The organism is Catenuloplanes niger (genome assembly GCF_031458255.1).
GTDB lineage: Bacteria > Actinomycetota > Actinomycetes > Mycobacteriales > Micromonosporaceae > Catenuloplanes > Catenuloplanes niger.
On sequence record NZ_JAVDYC010000001.1, the window covers coordinates 7,901,332 to 7,917,855 of the forward strand.

Sequence of the window (16,524 nt, forward strand, 5' to 3'; positions counted from 1 at the left end):
TTTACTGCCTAACGTTCACGGCATGAACAACGACATCCCCGCGGTGACCGCCCAGGGCCTCGACGCCGAGCTCCTGCTCAACGCCGACCTGCTCTTCCTGGACGAGGTCATGGCCCGGGTGGGCGTCGACGGCATCACGGCCGCCTACGCCAACGCCGGCCTGCTCGCGGCGGTGGATCAGCACGCGGCCGCGGTCCGCGAGTCGCTGCGCGACGCCGGCCGGCCGGTCGACGCGACCGGGCTCGCGGCCTACGGCCGGTCGATCGCGGCGGCCGCGCGCCGGGCCGGGCGCTTCCTGCCCGACCCGGGCGGCGCGCACGTGGCGCCGCTGGACTGGCTGACCGCGGAGTGGCACCTGCTCCGGCTGGTCGCGGTCTGCATGCTCGCGGAGGACGCCGCGGTGCTCTGACGCTGTTCGGCCGGCACCCCGGTCCGGCTCCGGCCGGGCCGGGTGCCGCGTTCCGGGCCCGGTGACGCCCCGCTCCGGCGGGGCGTCCCGCGTTTACGGCGTACCACTCGGATCTGATTTATCGTCCTTTTGTGCACGGCACGGTTGCTTTGCCATCAAACCGGACGAAACTACTCTGCCCGCATGAAGGTTCCCACCATGTTGCTGGCCGCGGCCGCGTTCGCGCTGCTGCCGGCCACCACGGCGACCGCCGCTCCGGCCGCGCCCGCCGCACCCGCGGCCGGCGCGTCGACGATCGTCGCGAAGTACACGTTCGACAGCGCCGCCAGCACCGTCAACGACGCCTCCGGGCGCGGCCTGCCGCTGAAGATGCGCGCGGCCGACGGCGGCGCGGTCCGCTACGTCACCAAGGGCTCCGGGCGTGCGCTCGCGTTCCCGGTCCGCTGCGTCCAGAACGCCGCCAAGTGCCCGCGCGTGCTCCTCGAGGGCGGCGACGACGCCGATCTCGACCCGGGCACCAAGCCGTTCACGTACGGCGTGACGCTCGCCGCCACCGCGGCCGCGGTCGGCAGCGAGTCGAACATCCTGCAGAAGGGCGTCGCGGACGCGCAGGGGCAGTGGAAACTGCAGATCGGTGGCAAGAAGAAGCTGCCGTCCTGCGTGATCGCCGGTGCCGGCAAGGGCGCGAAGCGCTACATCGCGAAGTCCTCGGCCGGCGTGCTGGACAACAAGTGGCACACCATCAGCTGCCAGCGGACCGCCACCCAGCTGATCATCTGGGTGGACGGCCAGAACCGCGGCTCGGTCGCGGTCCCGTCCACGGTCGGCATCAGCAACAACCTGCCGCTGCGCGTCGGCGCCCAGAACCTGAACGCCAAGCAGACCGCGTTCGGCGGCGCCATCGACGACGTCGTCGTCTCGGTCGGCTGAACTCCCGGCTGGTTCCCGGCTGGTTCCCGGCAGATCCGGTCGTGACGCGGGCCCGGCACCTCGGTGCCGGGCCCGCGCCGTCACGCCCGCGGAGCGGCCGGGCCGCCGCCGGTGGGCGCGCCCCTTCGGTCGGCCGGGTCACCGCTGTCGCCCGGCATCGGATACCGGCGGGAGCGGTTGTGCCCGCGCGGCGGCCGCCCGGCCACTGTGGCCCGGCACGGGACACCGGCGGGAGCGGCCGTGCCCAGGGCGGTCGGTCCGTCGCTGCGGCCGGGCATTCGATGCCGTAGGAGGTGCGGTCCACCACCGCCGGTGCGAGCCGGCCCGCCGGTGTGGTGCGGGCCCGTCACGCGGGTGGGAGCAGCACGCGGAACGTCGCGCCCGCGCCCGGCGCGGTGACCAGCTCCACCCGGCCGCCGTGCGCGGCGACCAGCGAGTGGACGATCGACAGGCCCAGGCCGGCGCTGCCCGGGGTCACCCGGTAGAAGCGGTCGAAGACCCGGGCGGCCCGGTCCGGCGTCAGGCCGGGACCGTCGTCGGCCACCTCGACGACCGCCTCGCCGCCGGCCGTGCCCACGCCGATGCGCACCGCGGTGCCCGCGGGCGTGTGCGCGACCGCGTTGCCGACCAGGTTCGTCACCACCTGCCGCAGCCGGGCCTCGTCGCCCGCGACCGGCGCGCTGCCCGGCGGCCCGGTGCCGCCCGGCCCGGTCAGCGTGACCGGCCGCGACGCGTCCAGCCCGCGCACCGAGAGGTACGCGTCCGCCGCCACCGTGCGCAGGTCCATCGGCGACACCTGCAGCACGCCCGGCTCGTCCAGCCGCGCCAGCAGCAGCAGGTCCTCCGCGAGCGCGGCCAGCCGCCCGGACTCGCGCGCGATGTGCGCCATCGTCCGGTCCACGTCCGCGCGGTCCGGCAGCCCGCCCATCCGGTACAGCTCGGTGAACCCGCGGATGGCGAACAGCGGCGTGCGCAGTTCGTGGCTGACGTCGCCGAGGAACGCGCGCATGCGTTCCGCGGACCGTTCCCGAGCGGCGAACGCGGCCGCGAGCTGCTCCAGCATGGCGTTCAGCGACGCGGACAACCGGCCCACCTCGGTGCGCGGCCGCGCGCCGACCGGCACCCGGTGCGCCAGGTCGCCGCCCGCGATCGCCGCCGCGGTCGCCTCGATCCGGCGCAGCGGCCGCAGCCCGGCCTGCACCGCGAACCACCCGGCCACGGTGAGCACGGTCAGCAGGACCGCCGCGGTGCCGCCGGTGACCAGCCACATCCGGTGCACGGTCGCGTCGACCTCGGTGAGCCGGACGCCGACCGCCACGCCGCCGGTGCCGTCCGGGCGCGGCGACCACAGCACCCGCCAGCCGCGCGACTCGTACGGCCGGTCCGCGTGCCGCAGGTCGAACGGCGCGCCGGGCGTGCCTGGCGCGGCGACGTACAGCTCCGGGACCATGTCCAGCCGCTCGGCCAGCAGCTCCTGGCCGGCCGGGGAGACCGGCACCGCGCGGGCGATCCCGGCCAGCATCCGCAGCTGTGTGTCGACCCGGTCGACCAGGTGCCGGCGCAGGTAGCCGATCGCCACCGCGTCCGACACCAGCAGCCCGGCGGCCAGCAGCACCAGGCAGATCGCGAGCAGCCGTCCCCGGAGACTCATCGCGGCCGCCGCAGCACGAAGCCGACGCCGTGCACGGTGTGGATCAGCTTCGGGTCGCCGGTGTCGATCTTGCGGCGGAGGTAGCTGATGTACGTGTCGACGATGCTGGTCTCGCCGCCGAAGTCGTACCGCCACACGTCGGTCAGGATGTCGGCCTTGGTGAGCACCCGCCCCGCGTGCCGCATCAGGTGATGCAGCAGCCGGAACTCGGTCGGGGACAGCCGCACCGGCGCGCCGCGCAGCGTCACCGTCATCCCGGCCGGGTCCAGTTCCAGCTCGCCGACGGTCAGCGTGTCGGCCGCGGACCCGCCGGTGCGGCGCAGCACCGCGCGGATCCGGGCCAGCAGCTCCTGCAGGTCGAACGGCTTCGTCACGTAGTCGTCGCCGCCCAGCGTCAGCCCGTGCACCTTGTCGGCCGGCGCGTCCCGGGCGGTCAGGAACAGCACCGGCACCCGGGTCCCGCCGTCCCGCAGCCGCCGGACCACCTCGAACCCGTCCAGGTCCGGCAGCATCACGTCCAGCAGCACCAGGTCCGGCGGCTCGCGGCGGGCCGCGTCCAGCGCCTCCGCCGCGGTCGCCGCGGACGACACCGAGAAACCGGCGAATCGCAGCGTGGCGGCCAGCAACTCGCGCACGGTCGGCTCGTCGTCGACCACCAGCAGGCTCTCCATCCGTCAAGCATCCCGCGTGCGGAACACCCCGTAGGACAGTGCCAGCAGCACCGCGATCGTCGCGTACATCAGGCCGAGCCCCTGGTACGGCCCGAGCAGCGCGGGGTCCGGCACGGTCGACGCGATCTGCTGCCCGGCCATCGTCGGCCACCACTTGGCGAACCACGGCGGCAGCGCACCGGCCAGCAGCGGCGCGACCAGCACCATCGCCACCAGCGCGGCGAACCCGCCCGCGGTCGCCCGGAACAGCGCGCCGAACGCCACGCCGCACAGCGCCACCCCGGCCAGCCACACCGCGGTGCCGGCGATCGCCCGCAGCACGCCCGGGTCGGTCAGCGCGGCCTGCGGCGCCCCGGCCCCGCCGAGCTGCGCCTGGCCGGCCACGAACGTGCCGAGCGCCATCACCGCGCCGATCGCCAGCCCGGCGAGCCCGGTCACGGCGGCCTTCGCGGCCAGCAGCCGGCCCCGCCGCGGCACCGCCCACAGGCTGGTGCGGATCATGCCGCTGGCGTACTCGGACGTCACCGACAGCACGCCGAGCGCGCCGACCGCGAGCGGCGCCAGGATGAACAGGCCGAACAGGCTGGACGCGACCGGGTCGAAGCCGTCCGCCGGCGCGTCCGCCCAGACCGTGCCGAAGCGGCGGGCGACCAGCGTGCCGAGCCCGACCGCGAGGAGGACCGCGACCACCACGGTCGCGGGCGTGGACCGCAGACTGCGCATCTTCGTCCACTCGGAACGCAGCGTGCCGATCATGCGGTGAACTCCAGACTTCCGGCGGTCAGGTTCATGAACGCGTCCTCCAGCGAGACCCGGCGCGGGCTCAGCTCGGCCAGCGCGACGCCGTGCCGGGCCGCGACCGCACCGACCGCGGCCGCGTCCGTCCCGTGCACGATCAGCGCGCCGTCCGGGGCCGTCTCCACGCTCGCGGCGCCGAGCAGCGCGGCCAGCCGCTCCGGCTCGGCCGTGCGGACCAGCACGCCGGGCGCGGCCGCGTCGCGCAGGAAGTCGTCGAGCGGGCGGTCCGCGATCAGCCGGCCGCGGCCGATCACGATCAGGTGGTCCGCGGTCAGCGCCATCTCGCTCATCAGGTGGCTGGAGACGAGCACGGTGCGGCCCTCCGCGGCGTACCCGCGCATCAGGGTCCGGATCCAGCGGATCCCCTCCGGGTCCAGGCCGTTCACCGGCTCGTCGAAGATCAGCACGGGTGGGTCGCCGAGCAGCGCGGCCGCGACGCCGAGGCGCTGGCTCATGCCGAGCGACATGCCACCGGCCCGGCGCCGGCTCGCGCCGGCCAGACCCACCAGTTCCAGCACCTCGTCCACGCGGCGGGCCGGCAGGTGGTTGCTCTCCGCGAGACAGAGCAGGTGGTGGTACGCCGTGCGCCCCGGGTGCGCGGCCCGGGCGTCGAGGAGCGCGCCCACCGTACCCATCGGCGCGGTGTGGTCCCGGAAGGGTTTTCCGCCGACGGTCACGGTGCCGGACGACGGCGCGTCCAGCCCGAGCATCATCCGCATCGTGGTGGTCTTGCCGGCGCCGTTCGGCCCCAGGAAGCCGGTCACCCGGCCCGGTTCGACGGTGAACGTCAGATCGTCGACGGCGTGGATCGCGCCGTACCGCTTGGTGAGGCCGTTTGCCTCGATCCGCAGGCTCATGCCGATCACCCTGACAGCGCGACCTGGCGCTTCCGTCCGAGCTTCTGTGCGAACTCTGTGCGTGCGCCCGCCGGGACGCCGCGGTCGGGCCGCTGCCACGCGACCCTGAGGGGCGGCGCCAGGGAACTCCCCGATGGTGCCGGTCCCGGCGGCTGCCTACCGTCGATGGGCATGAAGGCCATCGTGCAGCAGCGGTACGGAGCGGCTCCGGCCGTGCTGGAGGTCGGTGAGGTCGCGAAGCCCGTGGCCGGACCCGGCGACGTTCTCGTCCGTGTCCACGCGGCCGCCGTCAACGCGGCGGACTGGCACATCATGCGCGGCGACCCGTGGATCGCCCGGCTGGCAGCCCCGGAGATCTTCGGCCGGCGCGGGCCGAAGCAGCCGATCCGCGGCCGGGACATCGCGGGCGTGGTCGAGGCGGTCGGACCCGGCGTGGAGCGGTTCACGCCCGGCGACGCGGTCCACGGCGACCTCGGCGACGCCGGTGGCGCGTTCGCGGAGTACGCGGTCGCGCCGTCGACCAGTCTCGCGGCCACGCCGGCCAACCTGACGTTCACCGAGGCCGCGGCCGTGCCACTGGCCGGCAGCACCGCGCTGTACGCGCTGCGCGACCTGGCCGGCGTCCGGCCGGGACAGCGGGTGCTGGTCAACGGCGCGTCCGGCGGCGTCGGCACGTTCGCGGTGCAGATCGCGGCCGCGATCGGCGCGGAGGTCACCGGCGTGTGCAGCGGCCGGAACACGGAACTGGTCGCGTCGCTCGGCGCGACGGACGTCATCGACTACACCCGCACCGACTTCGCGGCGCTCGGCCGGCGCTGGGACGTCGTCTTCGACCTGACCGGCCGCCGGAGCCTGACGGACTGCCGGCGCGCGCTCACCCCGGCCGGCACGCTGCTGCTGGCCGGCGGCGGCGTCTTCGAGGGCGGCAGCCTGTTCGGGCCGATGGCCGTCCAGGTCCGCGGTCGGCTGCTGGCCCGGGCCGCGCGCCCGCAGCGGCTGATCCCGGTGCAGATCCGGCCGCGCGCGGCGTACCTGGACGCGTTGCGCGACCTGATCGAGTCCGGTGCGGTCCGCCCGGTGATCGAGAAGACGTACCCGCTGACCGCCGCCGCGGAGGCGGTCCACCACCTGGAGCAGGAGCACGCGCGGGCCAAGCTGGTGCTCGCCGTGGTGTGACTTCCTCAGCATCGCGCCGATCACGCCGAATTGAGGGAAAAGTACCGGCGTGAGGTAGAGGTGACTGGGATGCGGTCCCTGAATATGCGCACCAGCCTGCTGGCCACGGCCGCGGTCGGGCTGGTCGTGGCTCTGGTGGTCGGTGGGCTGAGCGTGGTGCGGATGTCCGCGATCGCGGACCGCGCCGAGGCCGTCTACGACGAGGCGCTGCGGCCGCTGAGCGTGGTCCAGGACATCGAGCAGCTGATCTGGCACTCCCGGTGGGCCAGCCTGTCGAACCTGACCGGCACCGACCCGGTGAAGGTCAAGGCCTACGCCGAGGAGACCTCGGCGATGCTCGAGCAGGTGTCGGTACGCATCGAGGAGTACGCCGGCCTGACCGTGACCGACGCGGAGCGCGCCGCGATGGCGACGTTCTCCGACGACTGGGCCGTCTACCTCGACCTGCGCCAGCAGTCCGCCGCGCTGAAGCAGGCCGGGAAGGTCGAGGAGTGGCAGGCGTTCCGCAGCAGCACGCTGAACCCGTCCATCGTCACCGCGATGGAGGACCTGACCGCGCTGAAGGAGCTGTCCCAGGCGCACGCCACCGAGACCGCCGCGGCCGCCCGGCGCACCGCCGACCAGGCACGCAACGTGATCATCATCGTGCTGGTCGCCGGCGTGGCCCTCGCCGCCGCGGTGTCGCTGCTGGTGGCGCGCGGCCTGGTCCGGCGGCTGTCCGGGCTGGAGTCGGTGCTGGCCGCGATGGCGGCCGGTGACCTGACCGAGCGCCCGGCCGACACCGCCGGTGACGAGATCGGGCGGATGTCCCGGGCCGTGCACCAGGCGAACGCGCAGATGCGCGCGGCCGTCCGCACGCTCGCGGAGGCCAGCGCCGGACTGGCCGAGCGGTCCACCGAGCTGCAGCGCGCCAGCGGCACGCTGTCCAGCAACACGGACGAGGCGTCCGGCCGGGTCAGCTCGATCGACGAGGCCGCCGGTGAGGTGACCGCCGGGGTCAGCGCGGTCGCCAGCGGCGCCGAGGAGATGGGCGCGGCGATCCGCGAGATCGCGGTCAGCGCCACCGAGGCCGCACAGGTCGCGGCGGACGCGGTCCGGGTCGCGTCGCAGGCCGAGGAGCTGATGACGAAGCTGGACACGTCCTCCGCGGAGATCGACAGCGTGGTCAAGGTGATCACCGCGATCGCCGGTCAGACGAACCTGCTCGCGCTGAACGCCACGATCGAGGCCGCCCGCGCCGGTGAGTCCGGCAAGGGCTTCGCGGTGGTGGCCGGCGAGGTCAAGGACCTGGCGCAGGAGACCGCGAAGGCCACCGAGGAGATCAGCCGCCGGATCGAGGCGATCCAGGTGGACACGCGCACGGCGGTCGAGTCGATCTCCGGGATCGGGCAGATCATCGGCCGGATCAACGACTACCAGAACACCATCGCATCCGCCGTGGAGGAGCAGAGCGCCACCACGAACGGCATGACGTCCGACCTGAACCGGGCCGCCGGCGGCACCTCCCAGATCAGCAGCCAGATCGGCGAGGTCGTGCAGGTGACGGCCGCGACCCGGGAGGCCGCGCACGCCACCGAGACCGCGGCCGGCGACCTGGCGCGCATCTCCGGCGAGCTGCGCACCGCCGTGGCGGGCTTCCGCTACTGACCCCGCCGGCCACGAGGCCGGTCGTGCGGCGTCATGCCCGTCGTCGCGGCGACGGGCATGACGCCCCGCTGTTTCCGGGGACGGTCGGCGGTCCTTGCGGCCTCGGTGCGTGCAGGGAGGCCGGCCAACGGCCGACCGTTGCCCGCGGGAGCGTGCGGAGGCCGACCCGCCGGGACGGGGTGCCGCCGCCCGTGATGTTCATGAAGGGACCTTCGGCGCTGGCGCTCATGAAGGGACCTCCGGCGCTGCGCTCATGAAGGGACCTTCGGCGCTGCGCTCATGAAAGGACCTTCGGCCCTGTGGTCAACCGGCGGGAGGCGGTAGAAAGGAGGGGTGATTCGTGTGTTCCTGCTTGACGACCACGAGGTCGTGCGTCGTGGCATCGCCGACCTGCTCGGCGCCGCCGGTGACATCGAGATCGTCGGGGAGTCCGGGCTGGCCCAGGAGGCCGCCCGGCGCATCCCCGCGCTGCGGCCCGACGTGATGATCCTCGACGGGCGGCTGCCGGACGGCAGCGGCATCGACGTGTGCCGGGACGTGCGCGCGGTCGACTCGTCGATCAAGGGCCTGATCCTGACGTCGTACGAGGACGACGAGGCGCTGTTCGCCGCGATCATGGCGGGCGCGTCCGGCTACGTGCTCAAGCAGATCCGCGGCAACGACCTGGTCGACGCGGTCCGCCGGGTGGCCCAGGGGCAGTCGCTGCTCGACCCGGCCGTCACCCAGCGCGTCCTGGAGCGCATCCGCACCGGCGTCGAGGAGCCGCACGAGCTGCGCTCGCTGACCGAACAGGAACGCCGGATCCTGGAGTACGTCGCGGAGGGCCTCACCAACCGGGAGATCGCCGGCAAGATGTTCCTGGCGGAGAAGACCGTCAAGAACTACGTCTCCAGCGTCCTGGCCAAGCTCGGCCTGGAGCGCCGCACCCAGGCCGCCGTCCTCGCCACCCGCCTGCTGGGCGAGCACAAGCCCTGAGCCGCCCGCCGTTCGCCGTCCGGGACCGGTTCAGTCCAGGAAACGGCCGGTGAACGCGGCGAAACGCTCGCCGTACTCCGCCTGCGCCGCCGCCACGATCGGGGCCGCGTCCGTGACCGCCGGCTCGCCGAGCCAGGCCACGAACGCCTCGTGGGAGTCCCGGTGGTCGTCGTCCTCGGCCCGGTAGTAGGTCACCCCGTCCCAGTCGACCATCGGCTCGGCGTCGAACGTCATGATCCGGAACAGCTCGCGCAGATCGCGCGCCACCACGTGCTGGCCGCCCTCGTCGCCGAAGACCACCACCGGCAGCGTGGCGAGATCGTCGCGGTCGTCGATCCGCCACAGCGCGTAGAACGAACCGCCACCGGTCGCCCGCGCGAACGGGATCAGCGCGCTCAGGAACTCCGGGTCCTTCGACCAGCCGGCCCGCAGCGCCGACTTGTCGTCCCAGTCGTCCAGGCCGAACCCGTCGGCGTACTCCTCGTAGCCCACCTCGTCCTGCAGGTCCTTGAGCCGGTTCAGCTCCGGCACCGGGGAATATGCACTGGTCACGACGGCCTCTCATCTGGTCGGTGCGCCCGAGCGTACGTCATCGCCCCGGCGCGCCGCGGACGATCAGCCGACCCCGCGCGGGTGGACTCGGCGCGCGCGTGTCCCGGCGCGCGGCCGCGGGATGCGACCATGGTCCGGTGGATCCATTGAGTCTGATCGAGACCGAACCCGGCGCCTACTCGCTGATCCTGCACGCCGGCAGCACGCCGGTCGACGAGGTCATCGAGGAGCTCGGTCACGAGCCGAACGGCTACTTCTGGGAGGGCGTCGCCCAGCTCGTCGTCCGCGCCGACGCCCCGCACCTGGAGGGCCGGTTCCGCTACGACCCGGAGGCCGGCATGTTCTGCGCCTACGGCGCCGACCGGGCCGCGCTGGAGGAACTGGCCACCCACCTGGCCCCGGTCGCCACCGACGCGGTCCGCGCCCGCCTGCTGGTCACCGGCGCGGAGGCGCAGGGCTTCGAGTTCGACGACTGACGCCGGCGCCCGGGGTCAGGCCGCGACCAGGAACTCGTGCCGGCGGGCCGGGGTCGCGGCGGTGACGGTCCAGGCGAAGCGGACGGCGGCGCCGGGCTTGAGGCAGGTGTCGCTGCGCCACTCGAAGCGGTCCAGGTCGCCGAGCGGGGTGACCGTGGCGGGCGGGTCGAGCGGGCGGTCGCCGCTCATCGAGGAGAACTCGCCGGCGACGTGCATGGCCAGGTGGCGGGGGAACTCGAGGCGCACCACCAGCTGCTTGGTGAGCCAGCGGATCTCGCGCTCGAACCAGTCGCCCCAGTGGGTCTCCGGCAGGCGGTAGCCGTACTCGACCGTGGCCCGCTCGCCCGGGTAGATCGGCTCGTGCAGCCCGAAGCGCCGGAACCGGATCGCGATGTCGCGGCGCCACTCGCTGACGCGCTCGACCTCCCAGGTGACCGGGCGGCCGTTGTACCGCGCGTAGAAGCCGAGGTCACGGTCGCTGATCGGCTGCGCGGTGTAGAGCCGCTTCGCGGCCTGGTAGTCGTCGGGGGACGCGTCCGGCGCGACGTGCGCGGGGAACCAGGTGACGGGCGCGGCCGTGCGGTTCAGCAGGTGCCGGCGGATCGAGATCTGGTAGCGCCGGTACGCCTCGTCGTAGCGGACCGAGGCCTCCTCGCGCTCCACGATCAGCTCGGACGTGCCCGGTGCCGGCAGCTCGGCCTCGCGGGCGACGATCGCGCGCCGGCCCGGGTCGGCGGGCTCGCCGTGCCGCGCCTTCGCGCAGAGCTTGAGCAGCTCACCGTCCGCACCGAGCACGGCGTCCGCGCGCATCGCGAAGTTCGGCGTGGGCGCGCAGCGACCGCTCACGATGTGGCTGACGTATGACGGGTGGAACTGCATGGCCGCGGCGAGGTCCTTGTTACTCAGGCCGCGCTTTTCTTGTAGCGTTTTGAGCGTGCTGCGGAATTCTCTTTCGTCCGCTGCCTCTCGCCACCCAAGATCAGTCATGACTACGCCCACCTCCTGCTCAGACAACGAGTATTGCCACGATTACAGGTGGGGCGCAACCCTCTGTCTGAGGTACGGTTCAGGCGGTTCCGGATCAAGCGTTCTAGCTGGGAAAACGGGGGTGTGCGGTGCCGCGATCAGCCAGGTGGCAGATTGCTGGTGAGCACAACGGATAATCGCTTTGAGGCGTCTGGCGGACGACCACCACGCAAATTGATATGCAATTAATCGCCCTTTTCTTATTCGATCGGCGCGCCGCCGTACCCGATTTCGTTGCCCTCCGGGTCGACATAGGTGATCTTTCGGACACCGTTGTCGTAGGTCTCCCGCTTCACCGGCTCCAGGCCCCGCGACGAGATTCCCGCGACGGTCGCGTCGAGGTCGTCCACGAACAGCGTGTGCGCCGCCCGCCCGGCCCGCTCCGGGAGCAGCTCCACGTAGACGAACCGGTGCTCGGCCAGCTCCCACACCGCCTCGGTGTCGTTCGGGAAGAACTGGGGCGGTGTACCGAAGAGTCGCTCGTACCAGTCGAGCGCCACGGGGAGGTCACGGACGAAGACACCGGCGAACAGATCAAGGGCCATCGGCACAGGTTAATGGGGAGCGGCCGCCCGGGCGAGGACCGCACGCGCCGCGTCGGTGCGGCCCGGCGGCCCGGCGGCCCGGCGGCTCTGCGGCCCGGCGGCCCGGCGGCTCTGCGGCCCGGCGGCTCTGCGGCCCCGCGGCTCGGCGGCCCGGCCGGCTCGCGCCGGTGCGGGCGGGTGGCTCGCGCCGGTGACGATGGCGGTATGCGGAGCGACATCGAGGAGGCGTGCCGGCGGATCGGTGCGCACGTCCGGCGGGATTCCCGCTACGCGCACACCAGCCACCTACGGGTCCTGGCCGGCGGGGCGGTGGTCTGGGACGAGCACTTCGGCGGGCCGCGGGTGGCGGACGTCTTCTCGGTGACGAAGACGGTGGTCGCCACGGTCGCGGGCCTCGCGGCACGCGCCGGCCGGCTGCCCGACCTCGATTCCGCCGTGCGCGACGTGCTGCCCCCGGTCCCGGCCGGGCAGACCTGGCGCCACCTGCTGAGCATGACGCGCGGCGCGGCCACGACACCGCCCTGGGACGAGGACACCATCCGGGTGCTCCCCGGCGGGCAGGTCGCGGCCGCCGCGTCGGCGCCGCGGATCGACCGGCCGGGCCGGACCTTCCGGTACGACAACGCCGGCTACCACCTGCTGTCCGCCGCGCTCGGGGTCGTGCTGGGCCGGCCGGTCGCGGACTACGCGGCGGACGCGCTGTTCGGGCCGCTCGGGATCGAGGACGCGGTGTGGCCGGCGGACCCGGACGGCGTCAGTTTCGGATTCGCGCACCTGCGGCTGTCGGCGGTGTCGCTCGGGCGGCTCGGCGAGCTGTGGCGGAACGGGTCCATGACGGACCCGGCGTTCGCGGCCGCGATGGTCACGCCGCACTCCCCGGCCGCGCTCCCGGAGAACATGGGCTACGGCCTCGGCATCTGGGTCGGCGGGCGCGAGCTGCTCGCGTCCGGGTGGGCCGGTCAGCACGTCCTGATCCGTCCGGACCTGACCGTGGTGACCACCGGCGACCCGCGCTTCGACCCGGGACCGCCGCCCCGCGACGCGCTCCCGCCGGACTGGCGGCCCGCGATCGGCCTGGTGCGCCGCTATCTGCCCCGGTGACGCGGGCGCACGGGACCTGCCGCGGGCGCGCGGGGTGGTAGGAAGTGCGGGTGGCCGGCGAGACGCGAACCGGCCGAGCGAACGTCTTCCGGACCATGTCGAAAACGCGGCGGCGCCGTTCGACGTAGCGACAGGCACCCACCCGAGGAGAGATTCCGATGCGCACCCTGATCATCACCGCGTTCGTGTCCCTGGACGGCGTCATGGAGGCGCCCGGCGGCGAGCCCGGCTACCGCAATTCGGGCTGGACGTTCAAGGGCGTCGAATTCGACCCGGCCGCGTACGAGATCAAGGGGCGTGAGCAGGACGAGGCCGGCGCGCTGCTGGTCGGCCGCCGGTCCTACGAGGCGTTCGCGCCGATCTGGCCGACCATGACCGAGGACTTCAAGGGCTACAACAGCATGCCGCGGTACGTCGTGAGCACCACGCTGGCCGCGCCGGACGACCGCTGGCCGGCGACCGTCCTCCGCTCGCTGGACGAGGTGGCCGCGCTGAAGGAGACCGAGGGCGGCCCGATCATCGTGCACGGCAGCGCCACGCTCGGCGCCGCGCTCGCCGACGCCGGCCTGGTCGACCGGTACCACCTGCTGGTCTTCCCGCTGCTGCTGGGCGCCGGCAAGCGCCTGTTCAGCACGGCCGACCGGGACCTGACGAAGCTGCGGATCGTCGAGCACGAGGTCTACGGCAACGGCGTCCAGAAGCAGGTCTTCGACGTGGTGCGCTGACGTCAGCCGGCGTGCACGGTCTCGCGGATGGCCGCGTCCAGGGACCGGCCGCTGGCCGGCTCGATGTAGAGGTCGCGCCGCGCCAGCCGGGCGAACTCCGCGATGTCCAGGCCGGTCTCCCGGCCCGTGAGCGTGGTGAGCGCGGCACCGATCGTGGCCGGCACGGTGACCGCGAGGCCCGGGAGCCGGCGCACCGGCCGGGCCCGGCCGGTCGCGGCGGCCATCCGGGCGAACAGCTCGCGCCAGGTCAGGTTCTCGTCCGCGACCGGCAGGTCCGCGCCGCTGCCCCGGTCGAGCGCGTCGGCCGCGGTCTCGGCGACGCTGCGCGCGGAGACCGCGGCGGTGCCGCCGTCCGGCGCGAACAGCGGCGCGCCGGACCGGGCCCAGCGCTCCCACGACCCGGACCAGTTCGGCAGGCGCCCGCCGCCGCTGCCGAGCACGAACGGCAGCTCGATCACCGCGACCGGCAGCCCCGGGCCGGCCGCCGCGCGTGACTCCGCGGCCTGCTCGACCCGGCTGCGGATGTAGACGTGCCGTTCCGGCAGCCGCCAATCGGGGTGCAGCCGGTGGAAGTACGTGTAGTACGAGCCCATCAGCACGCCGCGGGTCAGCCCCTCCTCGCGGGCTGCGGTGAACAGCCGGACCAGCGGGTCGACCATGTTCGCCCGGAACGCCGGGTGGGCCGGCTTCGGCACCGGCCGCTGCTCGTCCGTCCGCGCCGCGTAGACCACGCCGTCGTGCCCGCGCAGCAGCGCCCGCAGGTCCGCGACGGAGGCCGTCTCCGCGTCCAGCATGCGGTGCACGTCCGGCCTGGCGGTGCGCGCCACGGCCGTCACCTCGTGCCCGCGATCGGACAGCACGCTGACCACGTGCGCCCCGATGAGACCGCTTCCACCGACCACGACAACCTTCATGGGCACATTGTCCGGACCGGACGGGCGCGCCGCCACCCACGGCGGAACGGCTGGCCACCCCGCCGGGACCGCATGAATCATTAAAGGTCTTTCGGCCCTGAATGGTGCCCGGCTCGCAGGTCAGAGTGGAGGGAACACGTTCAGGAGGTATGTCATGGTCCGGATCCCGCTGGCGGAGGACGCCGCTGTCCGCACGGCACCGGACGGTTACCTGGCGGAGGACCTCGCCGCCGCGGTCACCGCGGCCGTGCGGGCGCCCTCGCAGCACAACACGCAGCCGTGGCGGTTCCGGTTGTCCGGCGGCGCGATCGAGATCAGGTCCGACCCGGCGCGGCGGCTGCCGATCGCGGACCCGACCGGCTGGGCGGTGCGGATCGCCTGCGGGGCCGCGCTGTGCAACGCGCGGCTGGCGCTGGCCGCGCGCGGGCGGCCGGCCGACGGCGTGATCCGGCCGGTGCCGGCGGAGGCGGACCTGGTGGCGCGGCTGGTCCCGGGCCCGCCCCGGCCGGCCACCCCGGCCGAGCTGGCGCTGCTCGCGGCCGTACCGAGGCGGCGCAGCACGCGCGCCCGGTTCTCGGCCCGCCCGGTGCCCGCGTCGATCCGGGCCCGGTTGCTGGACGCGGTGCGCTCCGAGGGCGGCTGGCTGGACCTGATCGTGGGCACGGCGGCCGTGACCGCGGTCGCGGAGATCGCGCACAGCGCGGACCGGGTGCTGCGGCGCAACGACGACTACCGCGCGGAGATCGAGGCGTGGACCCGCCCGGCGCCGTCGTTCGACGGCGTGCCGCCGGAGGCCGCGGGCCCCACGGCCGACCCGACGGACGTCCTGCCCCGGCGCGACTTCGGCGGCGCGGTGCCGGAGCGGCCCGGGACCCCGGAGCCGGAGCCGCTCGTCGCGGTGCTGGGTTCCCCGGCGGACACCGCGGCCGAGCAGATCGCGGCCGGCCGGGCGCTGCAGAAGCTGCTGCTCACGGTCACCGACGCCGGCCTGGCCGCGTCGATGGTGTCGCAGCCGATCGAGGTGCCGGCCGCGCGTGAGCAGCTGCGGCTCGCGCTCGGCCGGTTCGGCCCGCCGCAGATGGTGGTCCGGATCGGCTACGCGGCCCCGGGCGCGGTCACGCCGCGCCGCGCCGCGGAAAGCGTGATCATCCCGGAGTAGGACGGGCCGCGTTCGCGCGTGTCGGGGCTGGGCGGACGGGGTGACGGCAGGGCAGTGTAGGCCCCATGCGGCTCGCTACCTGGAACGTCAACTCCGTGAAGGCCCGCCTCCCGAGGCTGCTCGACTGGCTGGAGACCCGGCAGCCGGACGTGCTCTGCCTGCAGGAGCTCAAGGTTTCGGCCGCGCAGTTCCCGGCCGCGGAGGTGCGCGCGCTCGGCTACGACGCGGCCGTGCACGGCGACGGCCGGTGGAACGGCGTGGCGGTGCTGTCCCGCGTCGGCCTGGCCGACGTGCGCACCGGCTTCGACGGTGACCCGGGCTTCCCGGACGAGGTCACGCGGGAGACCCGTGCGGTGTCCGCCACCTGCGGCGGCCTGCGCGTATGGTCGATCTACGTGCCGAACGGGCGGACGCCGGACGATCCGCACTATAATTACAAGCTGCTCTGGCTCGCCCGCCTGACAGAGGCGCTGGAGCGCGAGCCGACGCCGCTCGCCGTGTGCGGGGACTTCAACGTCGCCCCGACCGACGACGACGTGTGGGACCCCGCGGTCTTCGTCGGCTCCACCCACGTGACAAAGCCGGAACGGGACGCGTTGACCACTCTCCGTGAGCGGCGCGGGTTGCACGACATCGTGCCACGGCCGCTGAAGGGAGATCGTCCGTTCACCTACTGGGACTACCGCGCCGGTATGTTCCACCAGAACAAAGGCATGCGGATCGACCTGGTCTACGCGACCGATCCGGTGCCGTCGCGGGTGACCGATGCTTACGTCGACCGCGAGGCGCGCAAGGGAAAGGGTCCGTCGGACCACGCGCCGATCGTGGTCGACATCGATCTGTGACCGGTTACGGTGAAAACTGTCACCGTCAGATGCAACAGTTGCTGCCAAGCAAGTAGGGCGTAGGCTG

At 73.8% G+C, this 16,524-nt stretch carries 18 protein-coding genes; 10 read left to right on the forward strand and 8 right to left on the reverse strand.

Features of this window, described 5'->3' with window-relative positions; translation table 11 throughout:
• Nucleotides 1–22: 22 nt before the first annotated feature.
• Together J2S44_RS34665 and J2S44_RS34670 are read left to right on the forward strand one after the other, a co-directional pair.
• Nucleotides 23–409 carry a DUF6401 family natural product biosynthesis protein gene (locus J2S44_RS34665; protein ID WP_310422845.1) on the forward strand — a complete coding sequence of 129 codons (387 nt, stop codon included), beginning with the start codon at nucleotides 23–25 and terminating at the stop codon, nucleotides 407–409.
• A 183-nt stretch (nucleotides 410–592) separates the two neighbouring features.
• A complete protein-coding gene (locus tag J2S44_RS34670; RefSeq protein ID WP_310422848.1) occupies nucleotides 593–1,339 on the forward strand; it encodes a LamG-like jellyroll fold domain-containing protein in 747 nt (248 codons plus the stop codon).
• A 346-nt stretch (nucleotides 1,340–1,685) separates the two neighbouring features.
• Here J2S44_RS34670 and J2S44_RS34675 read toward each other — a convergent pair whose 3' ends face one another.
• From J2S44_RS34675 to J2S44_RS34690, 4 genes are read right to left on the reverse strand one after another with little or no spacing between them, the layout of a single operon-like run.
• On the reverse strand, nucleotides 1,686–2,990 hold the full coding sequence (locus tag J2S44_RS34675) for a sensor histidine kinase (RefSeq protein ID WP_310422851.1): 1,305 nt from the start codon (nucleotides 2,988–2,990) through the stop codon (nucleotides 1,686–1,688).
• Nucleotides 2,987–3,661, reverse strand: a complete 675-nt coding sequence (locus J2S44_RS34680) for a response regulator transcription factor (RefSeq protein ID WP_310422854.1) — start codon at nucleotides 3,659–3,661, stop codon at nucleotides 2,987–2,989. Before J2S44_RS34680 ends, J2S44_RS34675 begins: the two co-directional genes overlap by 4 nt.
• Before the next feature lie 3 nt (nucleotides 3,662–3,664).
• Nucleotides 3,665–4,417 (reverse strand): ABC transporter permease, encoded by a 753-nt coding sequence (locus tag J2S44_RS34685; protein WP_310422858.1) that lies wholly within the window; start codon nucleotides 4,415–4,417, stop codon nucleotides 3,665–3,667.
• On the reverse strand, nucleotides 4,414–5,316 hold the full coding sequence (locus J2S44_RS34690; RefSeq protein ID WP_310422861.1) for an ABC transporter ATP-binding protein: 903 nt from the start codon (nucleotides 5,314–5,316) through the stop codon (nucleotides 4,414–4,416). Before J2S44_RS34690 ends, J2S44_RS34685 begins: the two co-directional genes overlap by 4 nt.
• 171 nt (nucleotides 5,317–5,487) lie before the next feature.
• Between J2S44_RS34690 and J2S44_RS34695 the strand changes: the two genes are divergently transcribed.
• From J2S44_RS34695 to J2S44_RS34705, 3 genes are all read left to right on the forward strand, one after another.
• Nucleotides 5,488–6,492 (forward strand): NAD(P)-dependent alcohol dehydrogenase, encoded by a 1,005-nt coding sequence (locus J2S44_RS34695; protein WP_310422864.1) that lies wholly within the window; start codon nucleotides 5,488–5,490, stop codon nucleotides 6,490–6,492.
• Nucleotides 6,493–6,561: 69 nt separating this feature from the next.
• Nucleotides 6,562–8,139 carry a methyl-accepting chemotaxis protein gene (locus J2S44_RS34700; RefSeq protein ID WP_310422867.1) on the forward strand — a complete coding sequence of 526 codons (1,578 nt, stop codon included), beginning with the start codon at nucleotides 6,562–6,564 and terminating at the stop codon, nucleotides 8,137–8,139.
• Between the two features lie 333 nt (nucleotides 8,140–8,472).
• Nucleotides 8,473–9,114, forward strand: coding sequence for a response regulator (locus tag J2S44_RS34705; RefSeq protein ID WP_310422870.1), 642 nt, complete (start codon nucleotides 8,473–8,475; stop codon nucleotides 9,112–9,114).
• A gap of 30 nt (nucleotides 9,115–9,144) precedes the next feature.
• Here the strand turns inward: J2S44_RS34705 and J2S44_RS34710 are convergent, their stop codons facing one another.
• Nucleotides 9,145–9,666, reverse strand: coding sequence for a hypothetical protein (locus J2S44_RS34710; protein WP_310422873.1), 522 nt, complete (start codon nucleotides 9,664–9,666; stop codon nucleotides 9,145–9,147).
• Nucleotides 9,667–9,803: 137 nt separating this feature from the next.
• On the opposite strand from J2S44_RS34710, the gene J2S44_RS34715 reads away from it, so the two are divergent.
• Nucleotides 9,804–10,142 carry an Imm51 family immunity protein gene (locus tag J2S44_RS34715; RefSeq protein WP_310422875.1) on the forward strand — a complete coding sequence of 113 codons (339 nt, stop codon included), beginning with the start codon at nucleotides 9,804–9,806 and terminating at the stop codon, nucleotides 10,140–10,142.
• 15 nt (nucleotides 10,143–10,157) lie between these two features.
• Here J2S44_RS34715 and J2S44_RS34720 read toward each other — a convergent pair whose 3' ends face one another.
• A complete protein-coding gene (locus J2S44_RS34720; protein WP_310422877.1) occupies nucleotides 10,158–11,129 on the reverse strand; it encodes a helix-turn-helix domain-containing protein in 972 nt (323 codons plus the stop codon).
• Between the two features lie 239 nt (nucleotides 11,130–11,368).
• The gene (locus tag J2S44_RS34725; RefSeq protein WP_310422879.1) at nucleotides 11,369–11,713 is read right to left on the reverse strand and encodes a VOC family protein; all 345 of its coding nucleotides are present in this window, start codon (nucleotides 11,711–11,713) and stop codon (nucleotides 11,369–11,371) included.
• 204 nt (nucleotides 11,714–11,917) lie between these two features.
• Between J2S44_RS34725 and J2S44_RS34730 the strand changes: the two genes are divergently transcribed.
• A complete protein-coding gene (locus J2S44_RS34730; protein ID WP_310422882.1) occupies nucleotides 11,918–12,814 on the forward strand; it encodes a serine hydrolase domain-containing protein in 897 nt (298 codons plus the stop codon).
• 158 nt (nucleotides 12,815–12,972) lie between these two features.
• Nucleotides 12,973–13,539, forward strand: a complete 567-nt coding sequence (locus J2S44_RS34735) for a dihydrofolate reductase family protein (RefSeq protein WP_310422886.1) — start codon at nucleotides 12,973–12,975, stop codon at nucleotides 13,537–13,539.
• Between the two features lie 2 nt (nucleotides 13,540–13,541).
• Here J2S44_RS34735 and J2S44_RS34740 read toward each other — a convergent pair whose 3' ends face one another.
• The gene (locus J2S44_RS34740; RefSeq protein WP_310422888.1) at nucleotides 13,542–14,453 is read right to left on the reverse strand and encodes an NAD(P)H-binding protein; all 912 of its coding nucleotides are present in this window, start codon (nucleotides 14,451–14,453) and stop codon (nucleotides 13,542–13,544) included.
• 154 nt (nucleotides 14,454–14,607) lie between these two features.
• Between J2S44_RS34740 and J2S44_RS34745 the strand changes: the two genes are divergently transcribed.
• Nucleotides 14,608–15,612, forward strand: a complete 1,005-nt coding sequence (locus J2S44_RS34745) for an Acg family FMN-binding oxidoreductase (protein ID WP_310422891.1) — start codon at nucleotides 14,608–14,610, stop codon at nucleotides 15,610–15,612.
• A 65-nt stretch (nucleotides 15,613–15,677) separates the two neighbouring features.
• Nucleotides 15,678–16,457: an exodeoxyribonuclease III gene (locus J2S44_RS34750; protein WP_310422894.1), complete on the forward strand. Its 780-nt coding sequence runs from the start codon at nucleotides 15,678–15,680 to the stop codon at nucleotides 16,455–16,457.
• Nucleotides 16,458–16,524 lie beyond the last annotated feature (67 nt).

What these genes read in the sequence shown, in the direction of transcription:
- J2S44_RS34665 (WP_310422845.1), top strand. Translation starts at nt 23, where the DNA reads ATGAACAACGACATCCCCGCGGTGACCGCCCAGGGCCTCGACGCCGAG.
- J2S44_RS34670 (WP_310422848.1), top strand. Translation starts at nt 593, where the DNA reads ATGAAGGTTCCCACCATGTTGCTGGCCGCGGCCGCGTTCGCGCTGCTG.
- J2S44_RS34675 (WP_310422851.1), bottom strand. Translation starts at nt 2,990, where the DNA reads ATGAGTCTCCGGGGACGGCTGCTCGCGATCTGCCTGGTGCTGCTGGCC.
- J2S44_RS34680 (WP_310422854.1), bottom strand. Translation starts at nt 3,661, where the DNA reads ATGGAGAGCCTGCTGGTGGTCGACGACGAGCCGACCGTGCGCGAGTTG.
- J2S44_RS34685 (WP_310422858.1), bottom strand. Translation starts at nt 4,417, where the DNA reads ATGATCGGCACGCTGCGTTCCGAGTGGACGAAGATGCGCAGTCTGCGG.
- J2S44_RS34690 (WP_310422861.1), bottom strand. Translation starts at nt 5,316, where the DNA reads ATGAGCCTGCGGATCGAGGCAAACGGCCTCACCAAGCGGTACGGCGCG.
- J2S44_RS34695 (WP_310422864.1), top strand. Translation starts at nt 5,488, where the DNA reads ATGAAGGCCATCGTGCAGCAGCGGTACGGAGCGGCTCCGGCCGTGCTG.
- J2S44_RS34700 (WP_310422867.1), top strand. Translation starts at nt 6,562, where the DNA reads ATGCGGTCCCTGAATATGCGCACCAGCCTGCTGGCCACGGCCGCGGTC.
- J2S44_RS34720 (WP_310422877.1), bottom strand. Translation starts at nt 11,129, where the DNA reads ATGACTGATCTTGGGTGGCGAGAGGCAGCGGACGAAAGAGAATTCCGC.
- J2S44_RS34725 (WP_310422879.1), bottom strand. Translation starts at nt 11,713, where the DNA reads ATGGCCCTTGATCTGTTCGCCGGTGTCTTCGTCCGTGACCTCCCCGTG.
- J2S44_RS34730 (WP_310422882.1), top strand. Translation starts at nt 11,918, where the DNA reads ATGCGGAGCGACATCGAGGAGGCGTGCCGGCGGATCGGTGCGCACGTC.
- J2S44_RS34735 (WP_310422886.1), top strand. Translation starts at nt 12,973, where the DNA reads ATGCGCACCCTGATCATCACCGCGTTCGTGTCCCTGGACGGCGTCATG.
- J2S44_RS34740 (WP_310422888.1), bottom strand. Translation starts at nt 14,453, where the DNA reads ATGAAGGTTGTCGTGGTCGGTGGAAGCGGTCTCATCGGGGCGCACGTG.
- J2S44_RS34745 (WP_310422891.1), top strand. Translation starts at nt 14,608, where the DNA reads ATGGTCCGGATCCCGCTGGCGGAGGACGCCGCTGTCCGCACGGCACCG.
- J2S44_RS34750 (WP_310422894.1), top strand. Translation starts at nt 15,678, where the DNA reads ATGCGGCTCGCTACCTGGAACGTCAACTCCGTGAAGGCCCGCCTCCCG.